The sequence below is a fragment of the uncultured Campylobacter sp. genome, assembly GCF_937997535.1.
GTDB lineage: Bacteria > Campylobacterota > Campylobacteria > Campylobacterales > Campylobacteraceae > Campylobacter_B.
The window spans coordinates 26,003-41,156 of sequence record NZ_CALKTT010000098.1; the positions used below are offsets into that span (position 1 = coordinate 26,003).

Annotated in this window: 17 protein-coding genes and 1 tRNA gene; 15 read left to right on the plus strand and 3 right to left on the minus strand. The window is 44.4% G+C overall.

Features of this window, described 5'->3' with window-relative positions:
- The 12 genes from Q0117_RS09620 (at position 1) to Q0117_RS09675 (ending at position 9,019) form a co-directional block, all read left to right on the plus strand.
- Positions 1 to 1,323, plus strand: a complete 1,323-nt coding sequence (locus Q0117_RS09620) for an NFACT RNA binding domain-containing protein (protein WP_297925615.1) — start codon at positions 1 to 3, stop codon at positions 1,321 to 1,323.
- Positions 1,324 to 1,372: 49 nt separating this feature from the next.
- The gene (locus tag Q0117_RS09625; RefSeq protein ID WP_005872778.1) at positions 1,373 to 2,137 is read left to right on the plus strand and encodes a phosphatidate cytidylyltransferase; all 765 of its coding nucleotides are present in this window, start codon (positions 1,373 to 1,375) and stop codon (positions 2,135 to 2,137) included.
- Positions 2,131 to 3,231, plus strand: coding sequence for a 1-deoxy-D-xylulose-5-phosphate reductoisomerase (gene dxr / locus Q0117_RS09630; RefSeq protein WP_297925624.1), 1,101 nt, complete (start codon positions 2,131 to 2,133; stop codon positions 3,229 to 3,231). Before Q0117_RS09625 ends, dxr begins: the two co-directional genes overlap by 7 nt.
- 77 nt (positions 3,232 to 3,308) lie before the next feature.
- The gene (locus tag Q0117_RS09635; protein WP_297925629.1) at positions 3,309 to 4,259 is read left to right on the plus strand and encodes a DUF3137 domain-containing protein; all 951 of its coding nucleotides are present in this window, start codon (positions 3,309 to 3,311) and stop codon (positions 4,257 to 4,259) included.
- Between the two features lie 404 nt (positions 4,260 to 4,663).
- A tRNA-Val gene (locus Q0117_RS09640) sits at positions 4,664 to 4,739 on the plus strand.
- A 243-nt stretch (positions 4,740 to 4,982) separates the two neighbouring features.
- Entirely contained in the window at positions 4,983 to 5,243 is a 261-nt protein-coding gene (locus tag Q0117_RS09645) for a hypothetical protein (protein ID WP_297925638.1), read from the plus strand.
- Between the two features lie 119 nt (positions 5,244 to 5,362).
- Positions 5,363 to 5,881 (plus strand): hypothetical protein, encoded by a 519-nt coding sequence (locus Q0117_RS09650; protein WP_297925647.1) that lies wholly within the window; start codon positions 5,363 to 5,365, stop codon positions 5,879 to 5,881.
- Between the two features lie 189 nt (positions 5,882 to 6,070).
- Positions 6,071 to 6,643, plus strand: a complete 573-nt coding sequence (locus Q0117_RS09655) for a hypothetical protein (RefSeq protein ID WP_297925654.1) — start codon at positions 6,071 to 6,073, stop codon at positions 6,641 to 6,643.
- A gap of 29 nt (positions 6,644 to 6,672) precedes the next feature.
- A complete protein-coding gene (locus Q0117_RS09660) occupies positions 6,673 to 7,104 on the plus strand; it encodes a hypothetical protein (protein ID WP_297925660.1) in 432 nt (143 codons plus the stop codon).
- Positions 7,105 to 7,214: 110 nt separating this feature from the next.
- Positions 7,215 to 7,580, plus strand: a complete 366-nt coding sequence (locus tag Q0117_RS09665; RefSeq protein ID WP_297925670.1) for a hypothetical protein — start codon at positions 7,215 to 7,217, stop codon at positions 7,578 to 7,580.
- 121 nt (positions 7,581 to 7,701) lie between these two features.
- Entirely contained in the window at positions 7,702 to 8,430 is a 729-nt protein-coding gene (locus tag Q0117_RS09670; protein ID WP_297925675.1) for a hypothetical protein, read from the plus strand.
- Positions 8,431 to 8,461: 31 nt separating this feature from the next.
- Entirely contained in the window at positions 8,462 to 9,019 is a 558-nt protein-coding gene (locus Q0117_RS09675; RefSeq protein ID WP_297925682.1) for a hypothetical protein, read from the plus strand.
- Between the two features lie 202 nt (positions 9,020 to 9,221).
- Here Q0117_RS09675 and Q0117_RS09680 read toward each other — a convergent pair whose 3' ends face one another.
- The 3 genes from Q0117_RS09680 to Q0117_RS09690 all read right to left on the minus strand — a co-directional run bounded on the left by Q0117_RS09680 (position 9,222) and on the right by Q0117_RS09690 (position 11,520).
- Entirely contained in the window at positions 9,222 to 10,562 is a 1,341-nt protein-coding gene (locus Q0117_RS09680; RefSeq protein ID WP_297925687.1) for an FAD-dependent oxidoreductase, read from the minus strand.
- A 334-nt stretch (positions 10,563 to 10,896) separates the two neighbouring features.
- Positions 10,897 to 11,118, minus strand: a complete 222-nt coding sequence (locus tag Q0117_RS09685) for a hypothetical protein (RefSeq protein WP_297925693.1) — start codon at positions 11,116 to 11,118, stop codon at positions 10,897 to 10,899.
- 27 nt (positions 11,119 to 11,145) lie between these two features.
- Positions 11,146 to 11,520: a TetR/AcrR family transcriptional regulator gene (locus Q0117_RS09690; RefSeq protein WP_297925698.1), complete on the minus strand. Its 375-nt coding sequence runs from the start codon at positions 11,518 to 11,520 to the stop codon at positions 11,146 to 11,148.
- 278 nt (positions 11,521 to 11,798) lie between these two features.
- Here Q0117_RS09690 and Q0117_RS09695 point away from each other — a divergent pair, with 278 nt between their 5' ends.
- The 3 genes from Q0117_RS09695 (at position 11,799) to Q0117_RS09705 (ending at position 15,073) form a co-directional block, all read left to right on the plus strand.
- Entirely contained in the window at positions 11,799 to 12,437 is a 639-nt protein-coding gene (locus Q0117_RS09695) for a helix-turn-helix domain-containing protein (RefSeq protein WP_297925706.1), read from the plus strand.
- Complete coding sequence (locus Q0117_RS09700; protein ID WP_297925711.1) at positions 12,434 to 13,021, plus strand: UPF0323 family lipoprotein; 588 nt, start codon at positions 12,434 to 12,436, stop codon at positions 13,019 to 13,021. The genes Q0117_RS09695 and Q0117_RS09700 overlap by 4 nt, the downstream gene beginning before the upstream one ends.
- A gap of 867 nt (positions 13,022 to 13,888) precedes the next feature.
- Complete coding sequence (locus Q0117_RS09705; protein ID WP_297925719.1) at positions 13,889 to 15,073, plus strand: glutathionylspermidine synthase family protein; 1,185 nt, start codon at positions 13,889 to 13,891, stop codon at positions 15,071 to 15,073.
- Positions 15,074 to 15,154: the final 81 nt, after the last annotated feature.

Consider the following 15,154-nt stretch of genomic DNA (forward strand, 5'->3'; position numbering starts at 1 on the left):
ATGAAGTATCAAAACTTAATTCAAATTTGCGAGTATCTGCGCACCAAACGCTTCCTTTCGCACATTAAGCGCGTAGGAGATAACCTTTTTAAAGTCTGCTTTGACGGCAACGAGACGTTGTTTTTCAATATGAATAAATCGGGCTGCAATATCCACGAAAATGACGCTTTTACCGAAGGTAAGGTTTACGCGGCGCCCTTTGACGTGCTACTTGCCAAGCGCTTCGTAAAATCGCGCATTACCTCCGTTAGTGTGCCAGAAAATAATAGAATTCTATGCCTTAGCGTAAGCCAAAACGCAAGCTACAAAACCCAAAGCTCAAATATCTACTTCGAATTCACCGGGCGATTTACCAACGTAATAATCACCGACGAAAACGATGTGATTTTAGAGGCACTGCGACACTTCGAGACGGAATTTAGACAGATCAAGGTAGGAAGAAAACTCCGCCACCTACCGCCTGCAAATATTAAAGAAGCCCCTGTGCCAAAAATTTCGGACTTTAGAGCATTTTTTCGCGCGGAATTTAACGCGCTAAATGCGGATCGCTTAAACTCGCTCAAATCCGCAAAAATCACGGCACTAAATAAAAAGCTAGACTCGGTGCGCGAGGCTTTAGGCTCTTTGCAAAGCAGCGCCGAACTACTGCGAAGCGCCGAGCTTTTAAGCGAAAAAGCTGCCTTGCTAAAAGAAAATATCTATAAAATTCCAACCAGCGCGCGAGAATTTACGCTGCAAAAAGGAGACGCCGAAGCGATAGAATTTAAGCTACAAAAGCCTGCAAGTACCGCTTTGGGCGAGCTTTACTCCGAGGCAAAGCGTCTGCGCCAAAAGGCTGCAAATATACATATCGAAGAGCAAAATTTAAAGGAGAAACTCGCGTTTTATGAGAATTTAAAATCGCTCGTCCTTGCTGCACAGGATGCACACGAGATCGAAATTCTAATGCCTAAGCGCACGCAAATTAGGCAAAAAAGCAAGGAAAAAAATAGCGAATATGTAGCGAGCTTTTATCTCGGGGATTTTAAAATCAGCGTTGGTAAAAACGAAAAAGGCAATGAGTTCTTACTAAAAAATAGCTCCAAATCCGACTATTGGTTTCATCTTAAGGACATTCCAAGTGCACACGTCATCGTAAAGACAAATAAGCAAAGTCTAAGCGAAGAGGTGATCGAATTCGCCGCTAAAATTTGCGTGAGCTTCAGTGCAAGCGGCAGCGGAAAATATCTCGTCGATTACACCAAGCGCCGAAACGTAAAGATCAATGAAGGTGCTTTCGTAAACTACGTAAATTTTAAAACAATCAGCGTTTTAAAGCCGTAATAAGCGAGCTTGCAGTATAATCATTCAAAATAAATTCCAAGGAAATTCTATGAAGCAAAGAATAATCACGGCAAGCATTTTACTCGCCGTATTTTTGGCTCTAATTCTCATAAACGCCAGGTGGCTAAATTTCGCCGTATTTGCGCTGATACTCGTGCTGGCGTTTTTTGAAAGCCTCAAATTATGGGGTCTGGAGGAAACTAGCAAAAAGTGGCTCGCGCTGGCGATCGCATTTTTTGCGCTGCTACCATTTACGCAGACCGATGAGCCTTTCGTCTCAGCGCTAAAAGTTAGCATCCTGATGATCCTATGCGTCGCCTCTGTCGTAGCCTTTACCAAGGGCCCTAGCCTAAAGATCACGCTTCCTTTTATCTATCCCGTTGCGCCGATATTTTTTATGTGGGCGGCTTATGATGATTTCGGGGAAGTTTTTCACTTCGTTTGGCTGATCTTTATTATCGTAGCTAGCGATAGTGGCGCATATTTTATCGGTAGAGCCTTTGGCAAAACTCCGCTAAGCGCTAGCTCGCCGAATAAAACCGTAGAAGGCGTGCTAGGCGGTCTTGCACTCGCGCTTATCGTTAGCCTCATTTATGCGCGCATCTTTACCAATATGCCGCCGCTTGAAATTTTAGGAAAAACCATCATCATAGCAATTTTTGGCGTGTTTGGCGATCTGTTTGAGAGCTACCTAAAACGCGCGGCGGGTCTTAAAGACAGCGGCGCACTCTTTCCCGGACACGGTGGGATCTTAGACCGCATCGACGGCTATATGTTCGGCGCAATCGCGATGGCGATAGTCTATTCATGGTAGTTTTAGGCTCCACGGGCTCTATCGGCACAAACACCCTAGACGTAGCCGCTCGCAGCGGCAGTATGATCGAAGCGCTTAGCTGCGGGCGCAATATCAAGCTTTTAAACGAACAGATCGCAAAATTTCATCCAAAGCTCGTCTGTATCGCGGACGCGCAGCAGAAAAGTGAGGTAGATCACGAGCGCGTATTCTGCGGCGCGGATGGAATTTTGCAGATGCTTGCGGAGTGCAAAAGTACGACCGTGGTAAACGCTCTCGTAGGCTTTGCGGGTATGATGCCTAGCCTAAAAACCCAAGAGCTCGGCAAAAGGCTCTGTCTAGCCAACAAAGAAAGCCTGGTCGTCGGCGGGAAATTTCTGCAAACGGATAAAATTTACCCGATCGACAGCGAGCATTTCGGGCTGAAATTTTTGCTCAGCAATGCCAAAATCCCCGTTTCGCGCCTAATCATCACGGCTAGCGGCGGCGCGTTTTACGACGTGCCGCTAACGCAGCTGGGCTCGCTCACGCCGCAAAATGCCCTCAATCACCCCAACTGGAAGATGGGCGCAAAGATCACGATCGACAGCGCCACGATGGCGAATAAGCTTTTTGAGGTGATCGAGGCGTTTTGGCTCTACGGCACGCGCGAGATCGATGCGCTCATCGAGCACACCTCGCAGATCCACGCGCTGGTCGAATTCGCAGACGGCTCTACGACGGCGCACATTAGCAGGGCCGATATGCGTCTAGCTATCGCACACGCGATGTTTAGCGGCGACGTACGGGAACAGATCACAGCGCCCGTGGATCTGTGCGCCCTGCGACCGATAGAATTTAAGCCGATCGACGAGATGAAATTTCAAATTTTTACCCTCAAAGACGCACTGTTAGCAAACCCCGATCTCGGCGTTGTTATCAACGCCGCGAACGAAGCGGGCGTAAATGCGTTTTTGCAGCAGCGGTGCCGCTTTACCGACATTGCGCGCGTCGTGCTGAAGTGCGCGGAGAAATTTAACTCGCCTAGCGTAACGGACGCGGACGCGCTTACGGCGGTGGATGCGAGCGTGCGAGCGTATACAAACGAGCTGCTGAAATTTAACGGAGAGCTTTAAGCCTAGCTTTGCCTGCTTAAATTTAGAGTTTAAATTTGAGCTATCTTGCCGCAAGCGGTGAAATTTAGGATCGAAAATTGTTAGATGTACAAACTATCGTAAATTTGGAAAAAGAGCGCCGCAAGCTGCTGCAAAGCCGCATAAAATGGAAAATAATAAGCCTGCTTAAAGCCTGTGCGATATTTATCCCTGCGGTTTTCCTAATGAGGTATATGGCTAGCGAAGAGGGTACGCCTTTGGGGATGCCGTATCTTTTATTTGGTCTGGGCATAGCGCTATATTTTACTTATAAGCTATTTTACGAAAAAACCCACAAAGTCAAAACGCGAGAATTTGCGCTGCAATACAAAGCCCTCTACATAGCACCCTACGTCGAAAGTCTAGGATACAAATACAACAGATTCGGCGCCGTAACTCAAGAGCAAGATATCCTGCAAAGCGGGCTTTTTAATCAATATGCAAATTCCGGCGGAGATGATTTGATATACGGAAGCATAGACGGCGTGAACTTTAGCTTCTGCGATATTTGGATGTCTAAAGAGACTATAGATGATAGCTTTTTTACTTTGATTTATGAAAAAAAGGAGATGGAGATATTTCAAGGTCTTTTTTTCGCAGCCGATTTTCATAAAAAGATCAGATCCGACGTTTTTATTCTTCCAAGACAAATAAAGCTACAGCACGGCGTCTTGGAAAGCGGTGCAAAATCTTGCAATATGGATAACGCGGAATTTAACAGATCTTTTGCTGTATATGCAAAAGACGCAGTCGCCGCAGCGTATGTGCTAACGCCGGCGCTAATGGAGAAAATTTTATTTTTAAAAATGCTTACAAAATCGAAGATCGCGCTTAGTTTCAGAAAAAGCAAAATTTATATAAAAATCCCCCGCGGATACGATAGCTTTGAGCCCGATCTAAGTAAGCCGATACGAGGCGACAAGCTCGCGAGCAAGATACAAATCGATCTGGACGCGATGCTACAAATCGTAAAAATTCTAAAGTTGAATGAAAAAATTTGGGCGTCTTAATGGGCGCAAGGCAGGGCGAGGCAAGCGAGGCGAAACGAGGCGAGACGGGGCGAATAAACGGAACGTGCGGTTCGCGCAAGTAGCTATAAAATTTGGCGGCATCCAAGCGGCACGCACCAAAATCGCGCCATATCTGGCGTAAATTTACGCCGCGCCGCAAGTTTGCGCCATTAAATTTTACGTGGATTTTGGAAAGATCATGAAATTTCGCGCAGGATTTCGGCATGGGGATTTTGGCAAAATCGTGAAATTTCGCGTAGAATTTCGACGGGATTTTGCGTCACGGCGAAATCTTGTATAGAATTTCGGCAAGGGTAAGATGATAAAATTTCGGCGGAATTTTACGAAAAATTAAAATTTGCTTGCTATTGAGAGATTTTTTTGATATACTGCCGTTTCTTTTTGGCCCCGTAACTCAGTTGGTAGAGTGTCACCTTGACATGGTGGAAGTCGTTGGTTCGAGTCCAATCGGGACCACCACTTAAGCTACTTTTAAGTTATAATTACTTCTTTCTATTTTTCTTTAATTCCTGCTTAAGTTGTTTTCAAATTTTAATCCACTTCATTTTTGCGCACAACACTTATCTTAAATTTAGTTATTCCGACCCCTTTCATTTTTATTTTAGATATAATTTTTCCAAAATACTATGAGATCGGCTAACCGATCGATGAGGTAAATTCTATCGGCAATCGATTAAATTTAGAAAGGAGTATCGGCGATATATGGGACAGTATGTTATAAAAACCTTAGACTACTGCGCAGAAAAGGGGCTACAGCTACAATGGGAAAAGGACTTCGCGATCTCCGTCAATGCTTTAGGAAACGAAGTTACTATAAGGGCGAATAAAAGCGGGCTTATATCTCTTGCCAGGCATTTGCTTACTTTAGCGCAAGATTCTGCGCCGAAACATTCGCATATACATCTGGATGAATATAATTCGCTTGAGGAGGGCTCGGCGGAACTTATATTGGAGAAAATATGAACATAAATAGCATCAATGTAGATGGAAAAAGTTATTATCCTCCGCAATCAAAGGGATTTGGATCATATTTGACGGCGCTCGATGAATAACGGCGTAGTGCGCAAAAGGAGAATAAATCAGTGCTACCGAATAAAATTTATATAAAAGACGATCCTCTAACTATCGATGAGGAACTTATGGGGCATGAGTATCATAAATTAGATATTAAAATTCTAGAAGACAAAAAGCTTGTGGTATTGGGTTTTACTACAAATTTGGCTATGTATTATTTCGCAAAAAACATTTTAACATCATCGTATGATGAAAGAATCTCATACCTAGAGCTTTTTCCTTATGAAGATTGGGTGGGAGGAGCGCGATTCGCAAAAAATAGCGCTCAACTATGCATAGATATAGAGAAATTTATCAAAATGGACGAAGCGGAGTGCTATATAGCGGACGATATGGATAAGTATAAATTTGAGCTGAATTTTAAAACATTCTACCAAAGCGTTACGCTTTATTTTCCTAGTACGAAGGATTACATAAATTTCGCCAAATATCTGCTAAGCATGAGTATTTACAATAGAAAAAACAGAGTAAAATTTTATAGCGAGGATTATATGTTGATTTTACAATATTCCAGGTTTGTCATATGAGAAATTTAGAGCGATCAAAAATAAAATTTATCTCTCATAAAGTCCAAATTTAAGGATCGGGCGGTATGGCGCAAAACGCTATGAATGAAGCAGATCATAACGAAAAGGAGCGGCAAAATGTCAGATAGAATCGGCTCCTGTTGTATCGGCATGATGATAACTATCTCAAAAAGACTATGGGAATAAAAAATGAGCACTAGGATAGGTTTAATACTTTTGGGTGCATTTTTTGTATTTGAAAGTATTCTTGGCTGCTTTAGCGGAAAGATGTATTTTAAATACGGGGGCTGGAGTGCAGTTGAGCCGGTCTATATTATCAAGATTTTCATCATCGGCTTATTATTTGTTTCTGCAGGAATTTTCATAAACAAAAAAATAGGTAGAGTGATTAATGCCTTGATAGGTTTAAGCCTTTTAATAATATCTATAGAAATTTTTACAACGGATGATTCTGCAGGAATACAAAGTAAAATCGGATATCTTTTTCTTATCTCGGGATTTTTGGTTTTACTTATTAGTATCTTGTTTTTTTACCTCGCCTTCCGCTCTGAAAAGAACATAAAAAGATACCCGAAATATATGTGGTGTAAGGACTGCTTTAAATTTTACATGTACGAGGACGTCAAGGATACAGATCAAATTTGCCCGGACTGCGGCAAAAAGCTTACGGAGTATAATGACGGCGACTACTGGAAAAGAAATGCCTCCGAGCAAAGCGCTAAAACTCCAAAGATCAAAAGGCGTAAATTTAAAAAGCGATGAAATTTGATTTGTTATAGAGGAATATAAAAATGCTAAATAGACTTTTTGCGCTGATCGGCTTTTTTGCTTTTTTCGCATGGGGACTGGCGGCCGCTTTATTGGGAAAAGTCGATATAAAGCCTGGCTTTATGGCATCGGTAAAATTTGATAGCGCGTATCTGCGTATCATCATAGGAATTTTATGTTTTGCGGCGTGCGCTTTCTTTTTATATCTCGCATTTCGCTCCGAAAAAAGCATAAAATATTATCCTAAATTTATGTGTTGCAAAGGGTGTCTTAAATTTTATAATTTCTCGAACGTTAAAGATAGGAGGGTTTGCCCTAAATGCGGAGGTGAACTGCAAGATTATGCCGAGATAGAAAAGTGGAATCAAGCAGAAAAGAATAAAAAGCTTGAAAGATATTATAAATTTGAAAAAGAGTGGCTAAATAGGGTGCAAAATCGGCGCGACGAGGAATAAAATTTTAAAAGATAGGCGCAGCCTTAAGGTATAAAATTTTAAAATTATGTATTTGCAAGGAATATCATAAGGCGTTATAAATAAAATTCCGATAAAGGAGGCAAAATAAGATGAAAATTTTGACATTAGCATTAACCATAATTTGGATGGCAATATTTAGCGGCTGCATGAATCCGATACCCAATAAATTTTTAACAAGCAACAATTATGGATTTGTTAGTCAGTGTGCAGGCATTTTCGACTTCGGAGCAGATTATGAAATCGATGATAGCAAAATTTATGCCTTTAAAAAAAACGTGCACCGTACAATTTATATTAAAACAGAGCAAAATTTTATACCTACGCAGATAAACGCAGGGTTGGCGGGACTTGTTCCTATCGAAAGTTGTGGCGACAAGTGGTGCAAAATTTACTATCCTTGCGGTCAAAAAGAGTATTTCGTAAAGAAAGACGATATAGTAAAAAGAAAGTACTAGCCGTCAGGCGAAAGATGCTTGGCGCGGATTTTAAAATTTCAATACGCGCAGAGTATCCAAGCGAGCATAACGTAAATTTAAAGCGGGTTGAGAAAGCAAATAAAACAAGAAGGATTCAAAAATGAAAAGCGTAAAAGGTATTTTCCGTTATCTTTTTCCGGTAAGAGATGGACGGGAACTGTATTGGATTAAAATTCCAAAAGGGCAAAGCGGTCGTTTTGGAAAAGAATTTATATTCGAGCCTGAATTGATTGCGAAATCGGATGCGGAAAAACTCGGTATAAAAATAGATCCAAAGCTTTTAAGCGATAAGCGAATTAAATTTCATATACGCGATATGTATTATAAGACATATTATGATATAACATCTTTCGGTATCGATGAGAGCTACGCCGATTCGCGGCAAATAGATCTTGATTTGGAAGACATAAAACAAATTGTAAAATCGGATGCAGACGATCCTTATTATGTATATGGCTATAGCTTAAACATAGAGCAGATGAGATCTTTTGGATGCATTGATATGGTTAAGCCCGGTTTTTCATACTTCTTAGATTGCTCTGCCGGCCATGAAAGAATAATCAAAGCTCCAAATAGTGGCGATAAAAATATAAAAGGCTGCTATATAAATGTCTTTGATAGCGATACGGAAGCCTTTTACGTGGCGTTATTGGACGTTAAGCTGCCTTTTAGCGAAGTTGCGAAAATAGTCGCTCCGCTGAGCATAGAGTCAAATATCCACTATTCTTATAGCCTCTCCGAAGAGCAGATTATAAAATTGGGGTTTCCTGAAATTTTAAAAGAAAATGGCGGCAAAATCGACGCTCAAATATCGGTAGAGATAGTATAATCTAAAATTTAGCCGTTAAATGGATAAAATAATGCAGCCCAAAATTAGAAATTTATGCGTATCGTTAGAAAATAGAATTTTAAATCTACATCCTTTTAATCCCGAGCAAGTATGCTGCTGCATAGCGACATGGTTTATGGAAAATAAAATTTTGTTTCTTATGAAAGAATACGACGGTTGCGGCTTGGACGAGCTGTTAAAGTTAAATTTTAAAGATTATCCTACCGAGCTATCAATTTACGGCGACGGAAAAGCAAAGAAATTCTTTGGTGCAAAGATCATCAAATCGGACAAATATCACTTGATCAACAAAATTAGAGCGCTGAAAGATCAAAAGAGCTTAAGACTAGTCTACGAGGAATTAAACTCGATTGTATTTGATGGCTTGGTAGTTAGCGTGGATTTGGACTTGGCATGCGAATGCCCGCAATGGTCGCCTAGCGATTATAGAGTTATGTTAAACGAAGCGACGGACGAAATCGTTTTTGCCTGTATAAACTGCGAGAAGAAATTTTATCCGCATACTCTTACCGAGTGCCAAATAGATTGTAATCTTGCTATTCCTAAACGCGGATATTTTATCAATTAACTATTTCAATCATCTCTTTTATAGCCAACTTTGGTATCCAAGAAAGAAGCGGACGGTAAGGACTCAAATTATTTAACCCAGTTTAAATTTAACTCGTCCGGCGCATTAAATTTCACGATCGATTTGCGCTAGGGCGCCCGGGCATCGCCAAGCCCGAGCACCACTTGCTATCAAAGCTTTAAACGCAAAAAGGTTTAAAAGCTCAAAACTGCCCGAAAAGATCGTTCAGCGCCTCGCTAATGCTAGGATGCGTAAAAATTTGATTTTTGAAAAAGTCTGCCTTCGCGCCCAGCGCCATGGCGATCGCCAGCTCATTAACGATCTCGTGCGCGTTTACGCAGTGAAGCGCCGCGCCTAAAATTTCGCCGCTAGTCGCGTCCACGACCGCTTTCATCATTCCCTCGTCGTGCGCTACGACTTTGGCGCCGGGCACCGCCGCCATCGAAAGCTTCAGTACCTTGATCTCGCGTCCGCTCTCTCTTGCCTGCCGCTCGCTAAGGCCGATGCGAGCTAGCGGCGTACGGGTAAACAGCACGCTTGCATGCGGCGTGCGATTTTTCGTAGTTCGAGCGCCGTCTCCGAAAAGCGCGCTAAAAATGATCCTAAAATCGTCTAAGCTCGTGTAGGTAAACATCTCGCCGCCGCGCACGTCGCCTGCTGCGTAGATGCTCGCAACTGAGCTTTGCAGATGCTCATTCGTGATGATATTGCCGCGCGCGTCCGTCTGCACCCCCGCAGCGGCTAAATTTAGATCATTCGTATTTGCGCGACGGCCGAGGGCGTATAAAAACGCGTCCGCCGCGATCGTCTTGCTCTCGCCCGCGAGGTTAAATTTCAGCTCGCCGCCCTTTAAACTCAAAAACTCGCAGCCCTCGATAATCTCCACTCCTTGGGCCTGTAGAGCGGATTTGACGCTGGCAGCCACGTCCTCATCCTCGTTTTTCATAAATTTCGATCGCATCAGCACGCTGACTTTAGAGCCGAATCCCGCAAACATCGAGGCAAACTCAAGCCCGATAAATCCGCCGCCGATGATTACTAGATGCTTCGGCAGGATCTTTAAATTTAAAATTTCTTCGCTGCTATAAGCGATCTGCGAGCTTACCTCAAAGCTAGGCTCGACCTCCCTCGAGCCCGTATTTACGACGATCGTTTCTGCCGAAATTTCACGCGTTTGTCCATTGGGACTTAGCACGCGCACGGAATTCGCGCTCGTAAATGAGCCCTCGCCGTCGATTACATCGATATTTGGTTTACTCTTTAGCATGGCTAAATTTTTCGCCCTCAGCGCCTCTACGAGTTCGTCCTTTTTCTGCATGCTCAGCACGAAATACTCTCCGAGCACGCTGAAATTTACGAAGCCGGCTTCCTTACTTGCGGTAACTAGTCGCTTGGTCGGGATGCAGCCTACGTTGATGCAGGTGCCGCCGTACATCTGCGGCGAGCGCTCGATGAGAGCAACCTTTTTGCCTAGCGCGGCGGATTTTGCGGCAAGGGTTTTGCCCGCCTTGCCAAAGCCTATTACGATGATATCATAATCCATTTTTTATCCTTTTGATCTAAAATTTCGCGGGATTATAAGAGGTTTTATTAAATTTAAAATCTGCGTGGCGCAAATTTAAAGGCGCAGGCAAGAGGCGCGAAATTTTACGACGAAATTCTAACTGCGGCACGGAATTTAATACAGAAAATAAAATTTTGGCCCTAATCGTTTTAAAAATTCTGCATCAATAGAATTAAAATTTTAAGCGCGGGATATGCGGTGTTTTATAGCGCTTGGTAGCAGATAGAATCCAAGCTACAAAATTCTAAACCCCAAACCGCTCATAAAATTTAGAAGTACGAAAGCGCGGAATTTACGCCGTAAAATTCCGCCATTAGCGCTTTTTTACGCCGAGCAAAAACATATCGATGCGGTCCTTGATTAGCTCGCTCGCTTTAAAATTTAGCTTTTCGTCGAAAAATAGCAGCCTGCTAAAATGCGGCTCTCTAAGCAAAAAGCAAAAATATAGCGCTAGGCTTTTTGCCGTGCGTCCGGGCGCAAACTCGTCCGCATGCGCCGCCAAATACTCATCCAGCGCATTCGGCGAACCCAGCACGCCGCTTTTTAAAAAGATTTTTGGGCTCTAGCTAAGCGCACCGTTAAAGCCGCTGAAAAGTATCAGTCGGTAGAATTTTATCGCCTCCGGAGCGAAAAGAAACTCCAGATAAATCCCTGCAAACTCCTGCAGATACTCACGTAATTTTAGGTCTTTATTGATTCGCATGCGCTCGTTCATTCGCTCGTCGAGCTTTTTACTTTGCAGTTCGATGATGCGCAAAAATAGGCTTTCTTTGTTATCAAAATACTTATAAACCGACGATAGCGAGCCGCCGCTAAGCTCGATGATATCGCTTAAGCTCGTAGCCTCGTAACCTTTGGCTAAAAACAGCTCCAGCGCCGCGTCTAAAATGAGCTTACAGCGAATTTCGGATTTTTTATATTTAGGCGATTCGGGCATTTCGCCTCCTTTGAAATACTAAAATTTTTTCATAAGTGTATAAAAAATATACTTAATTAAGCAACATTATTGGGCTAAAATTTTAAAACCTCAGAAAAAAATAATTTGCGCGGCTTTTGCGAGCGAAGCGAAATTTTATATCTAGCGGGCGCAAGCGAGCGGAATTTATCGCGCGCCGGCTGCGGTAAAGCGGAATCTATCTTTGTAAACGAAGCGTTTAATGCCTATTTTAGGCAAATTTAGCAATAATTACCTAAAACGCTAAAAGGCATCTTTGTATGAAAAAAGTCTCGATCGGCGAAGCAGCCGAAATTTTAGGAATTTCAAAAGAAGCCGTCTACAACCGCATCCGTAGAAATTCCTTGCGCGCCGAGGAAAGCGGAGGCGTACGCTACGTGCTTTTAGATGATGAAATGCAACAAAGCGAACCCGCTTCGCAAAGCTCTGCGAAAAGCTCGCGTACTGGCGGCGGGGCGGGTACTCAAAGCTTCATCGACTATCTCATCAAAGAAATCTCCGAGCTAAAAGGTAAAATCGAAGCGCTGCAAAGCGATAAGGACAGACTTCACAAAGAAAAAGAGGAAATTTTAATCGCCTCGAAAGATGAAATCAAGCTGATGTATAAAGAGCGCGACGAGAAGCTCAGGTATTTTTTATCATTTTTCGACAAACCGCTGCTTTCGAGCAAAAGTCGCGAGGCCAAACCCTATGATGTCGAAATCAAAGAAAAAACCTTCGATCGTAGCGAATGGACGAGCCTTGCAAAATTCGTAAAATCGCTCAAACGCAAAAAGCGCCTCAAAGCGCAAAGCTTAATCATCGAAAACATCGGCAAGAGCGAGTTTATCCGCGTCGAGGGAAACGAGCTTTTGATAAATCAAAGCTTAGATATAAAATCACTGAAAGGATCTAAATGAAACTACGCAAAATCGCTAGCTATGCGCTGGTAAGCGGCTTCGGGCTCGTTATGGCAGGCTCGTTAACAGGCTGCGACGATAGGGGGCAGGAGCAAAATGTCCGTCTGCAAGAAGGCGCGCTCGTGCGGCTCGAAGAGGTCGCGCCGGGAAAATATAAAATTTTAGAGGAATTTCCGAGCGAAAAAACCCAGATCATCTTAAGATCGCTCGACGGCACGGAGAGAATTTTAAGCGATGAGGAAACCAAAGCCCTTTTAGCCGAAGAAAACGCTAAAATCGACGCCGGCACTTCAAATTTAACCAACCAAAACGCGCAGCTTAGCAGCGGCGGCATGAGCCTGGGCGAAGCGATTTTGGCAAGCGCTGCAGGCGCCATCATCGGCTCATGGATCGGCGGCAAGCTGTTTAACAACCCAGCCTACCAAAGTCAGCGCCAAACCGCCTACAAAAGCCCGAGCGCATATTCTAGAAGCGTCGATAGCTTCAATCAAGCAAAGCAGCAAAACGCCAAAGCGCGAAGCGGCAAGAGCGGATTTTTCGGCGGAAGCAAGAGCGGCAAGAGCGGCGGATTTTTCGGCGGCTAAGCGCGCTTTGAAATATGCGGCGACTTTACGCGGCGAGTTTAAATTTTAACATCCGACGCTTGAAAGCGAGCAAAATTCCATCGCAGCAGAATTTTAGCTAAAACGAAAGCGCGCTCCGTGTTGCACGTCTTTGGTGAAATTTGATACGACGAAATTCCGTATCGCTCGGGGGCAATGTTCTTCGGATGCGTTGTCGCTAGAAAAAATTCTACGGTGCGCGTAGTGATTTGTAATCCTTACGCGGCGAGGTTGCGTCAAGATAAAATTACGCGTCACTATGCGTATAGCATTGTAATTATTGCCGCGGCGACGTCATGATAAGGCGGAATTCGCGCCCGCTGCCGAGCGTATCGGATCGCATTTTTTACTGAGGTGTTGCCGCGCGGCGAAATTTTGATATGAAAGGCAGCGTCGTGCGATAAAATTTTATATTGCGACGCGACGTTAAGGCGAGCGAGGCCGTGCTGCGACGAGAGTTTTAATCACCGCATCCGCAATCGGATTTCGTATCGCAGCGCTTCTTACGGCAAATTTTATATCGCCTAGCGGTGCTAAAGTGAGTAAATTTTACCTGAGCGAAATCCAGGTCGCAGCATCGCGCGATTAAGTCGTACCGTAGTTGTTGAGGAAGCCGAGGAGGAGCTACTTGCAAGGATCTATTTCTTGCAAAAGAGGCGCCGCTCTGCGGCGTAGCAATGCACCGCTCGCCCGCCGAGCTCTGATTAACCGGCGCGCTTAGAGGTGCGAGCTCGTAGCTCGCGTTTTATTCTGCTTCGCTGCGCTCGCAAGATACGCCGGCAGCGACTAGCGCTATGTTTGTTTTACGCTGCGGGCGGAATTTTAAAATTTACATAAAAAGGAAAATCTATGCAACTAAAAAAGATAACGCCGTTAAGCAACGAATATCTCGAAAAGCTCGGCTTTTACTGGCACACGGACGCCGACGAGACCCCTTACGTCAGCGACGAGATCGTGCGCGTGAGCGCTGCTGAGGCGGATGCGTATTACGAAGCGGCGAACGAGCTATACGAGATGTTTATCGCAGCCGCGCAGCACGTCATCGACAATAACCTCTTCCACGAGCTCGGCATCCCCTTCAACCTCGTCGATCTAATCAAACAAAGCTGGGAAAACGAGGTGCACTGGCACCTATACGGGCGCTTCGATTTCGCGGGCGGGCTGGACGGCAAGCCGATCAAGCTGATAGAATTTAACGCTGACACGCCCACGGCGGTGTTTGAGACGGCGATCATCCAGTGGGCGATGCTCAAAGAAAACGGCATGGACGAGGCGAGCCAGTTCAACGACCTCTACGACGCGCTGCGCGATAATTTCAAGCGCCTCGTGGTGCTTGACGGCGAGCTTGAGGATTTTTCTAAATTTTACGAAGGGTGGAAAATTTTATTTAGCAGCGTTGCGGGCAACGTCGAGGACGAAAAGACGACGAAGCTTTTGCAGCAGACCGCGGAGGATGCGGGCTTTAAGACGCGCTTTGCTTACGTGGACGAGGTGGAATTTAACGACGAAGAGGGCGTGTTTTTTGACGGCGAAAACTACGAGTATTGGTTCAAGCTGATCCCTTGGGAGGCGATCGCGATCGAGGAGGGCGAGCTTGCGCTCATCTTAAAAAACATCGTGCAAAATCAAAAGGCGATCATCCTAAACCCCGCATACACGCTGCTTTTTCAAAGCAAGGGGATTATGAAAATCCTGTGGGATCTCTATCCGAACCACCCGCTGCTGCTACAAAGCTCCTTTTCGCCGATCATCGGTAAGAAGATGATCAAAAAGCCGTTTTTGGCGCGCGAGGGGGCGAATGTGGCGATTTTCGACGCGGACGGCAGAAAGATAGAGGAAAACGGCGGAGAATACGAAAATCAGAAATTTTTATATCAGGAATTTTACGAGCTAAACAAAGACGAGCGCGCCCAGAGCTACCAAGCGGGGGTGTTTTTCGCCTACGAAGGCTGCGCGCTGGGCTTCCGCAAGGGCGGCGAGATACTTGATAATCTCTCAAAATTTGTGGGGCACTACATCGAGGACGCGAAGTAGCGGCGCAGCAAATTTTAAAAATTTGAGAAATTTTAGGACGGAGCATTTTGGCGATAACTTTGGCAACAAGGTTCTCGCGGC

Bases quoted from the DNA above. Each gene is read 5' to 3' on its own strand.
- Q0117_RS09620 (WP_297925615.1), top strand. From the start codon at position 1: ATGAAGTATCAAAACTTAATTCAAATTTGCGAGTATCTGCGCACCAAA.
- Q0117_RS09625 (WP_005872778.1), top strand. From the start codon at position 1,373: ATGAAGCAAAGAATAATCACGGCAAGCATTTTACTCGCCGTATTTTTG.
- dxr (WP_297925624.1), top strand. From the start codon at position 2,131: ATGGTAGTTTTAGGCTCCACGGGCTCTATCGGCACAAACACCCTAGAC.
- Q0117_RS09645 (WP_297925638.1), top strand. From the start codon at position 4,983: ATGGGACAGTATGTTATAAAAACCTTAGACTACTGCGCAGAAAAGGGG.
- Q0117_RS09655 (WP_297925654.1), top strand. From the start codon at position 6,071: ATGAGCACTAGGATAGGTTTAATACTTTTGGGTGCATTTTTTGTATTT.
- Q0117_RS09660 (WP_297925660.1), top strand. From the start codon at position 6,673: ATGCTAAATAGACTTTTTGCGCTGATCGGCTTTTTTGCTTTTTTCGCA.
- Q0117_RS09665 (WP_297925670.1), top strand. From the start codon at position 7,215: ATGAAAATTTTGACATTAGCATTAACCATAATTTGGATGGCAATATTT.
- Q0117_RS09670 (WP_297925675.1), top strand. From the start codon at position 7,702: ATGAAAAGCGTAAAAGGTATTTTCCGTTATCTTTTTCCGGTAAGAGAT.
- Q0117_RS09675 (WP_297925682.1), top strand. From the start codon at position 8,462: ATGCAGCCCAAAATTAGAAATTTATGCGTATCGTTAGAAAATAGAATT.
- Q0117_RS09680 (WP_297925687.1), bottom strand. From the start codon at position 10,562: ATGGATTATGATATCATCGTAATAGGCTTTGGCAAGGCGGGCAAAACC.
- Q0117_RS09690 (WP_297925698.1), bottom strand. From the start codon at position 11,520: ATGCCCGAATCGCCTAAATATAAAAAATCCGAAATTCGCTGTAAGCTC.
- Q0117_RS09695 (WP_297925706.1), top strand. From the start codon at position 11,799: ATGAAAAAAGTCTCGATCGGCGAAGCAGCCGAAATTTTAGGAATTTCA.
- Q0117_RS09700 (WP_297925711.1), top strand. From the start codon at position 12,434: ATGAAACTACGCAAAATCGCTAGCTATGCGCTGGTAAGCGGCTTCGGG.
- Q0117_RS09705 (WP_297925719.1), top strand. From the start codon at position 13,889: ATGCAACTAAAAAAGATAACGCCGTTAAGCAACGAATATCTCGAAAAG.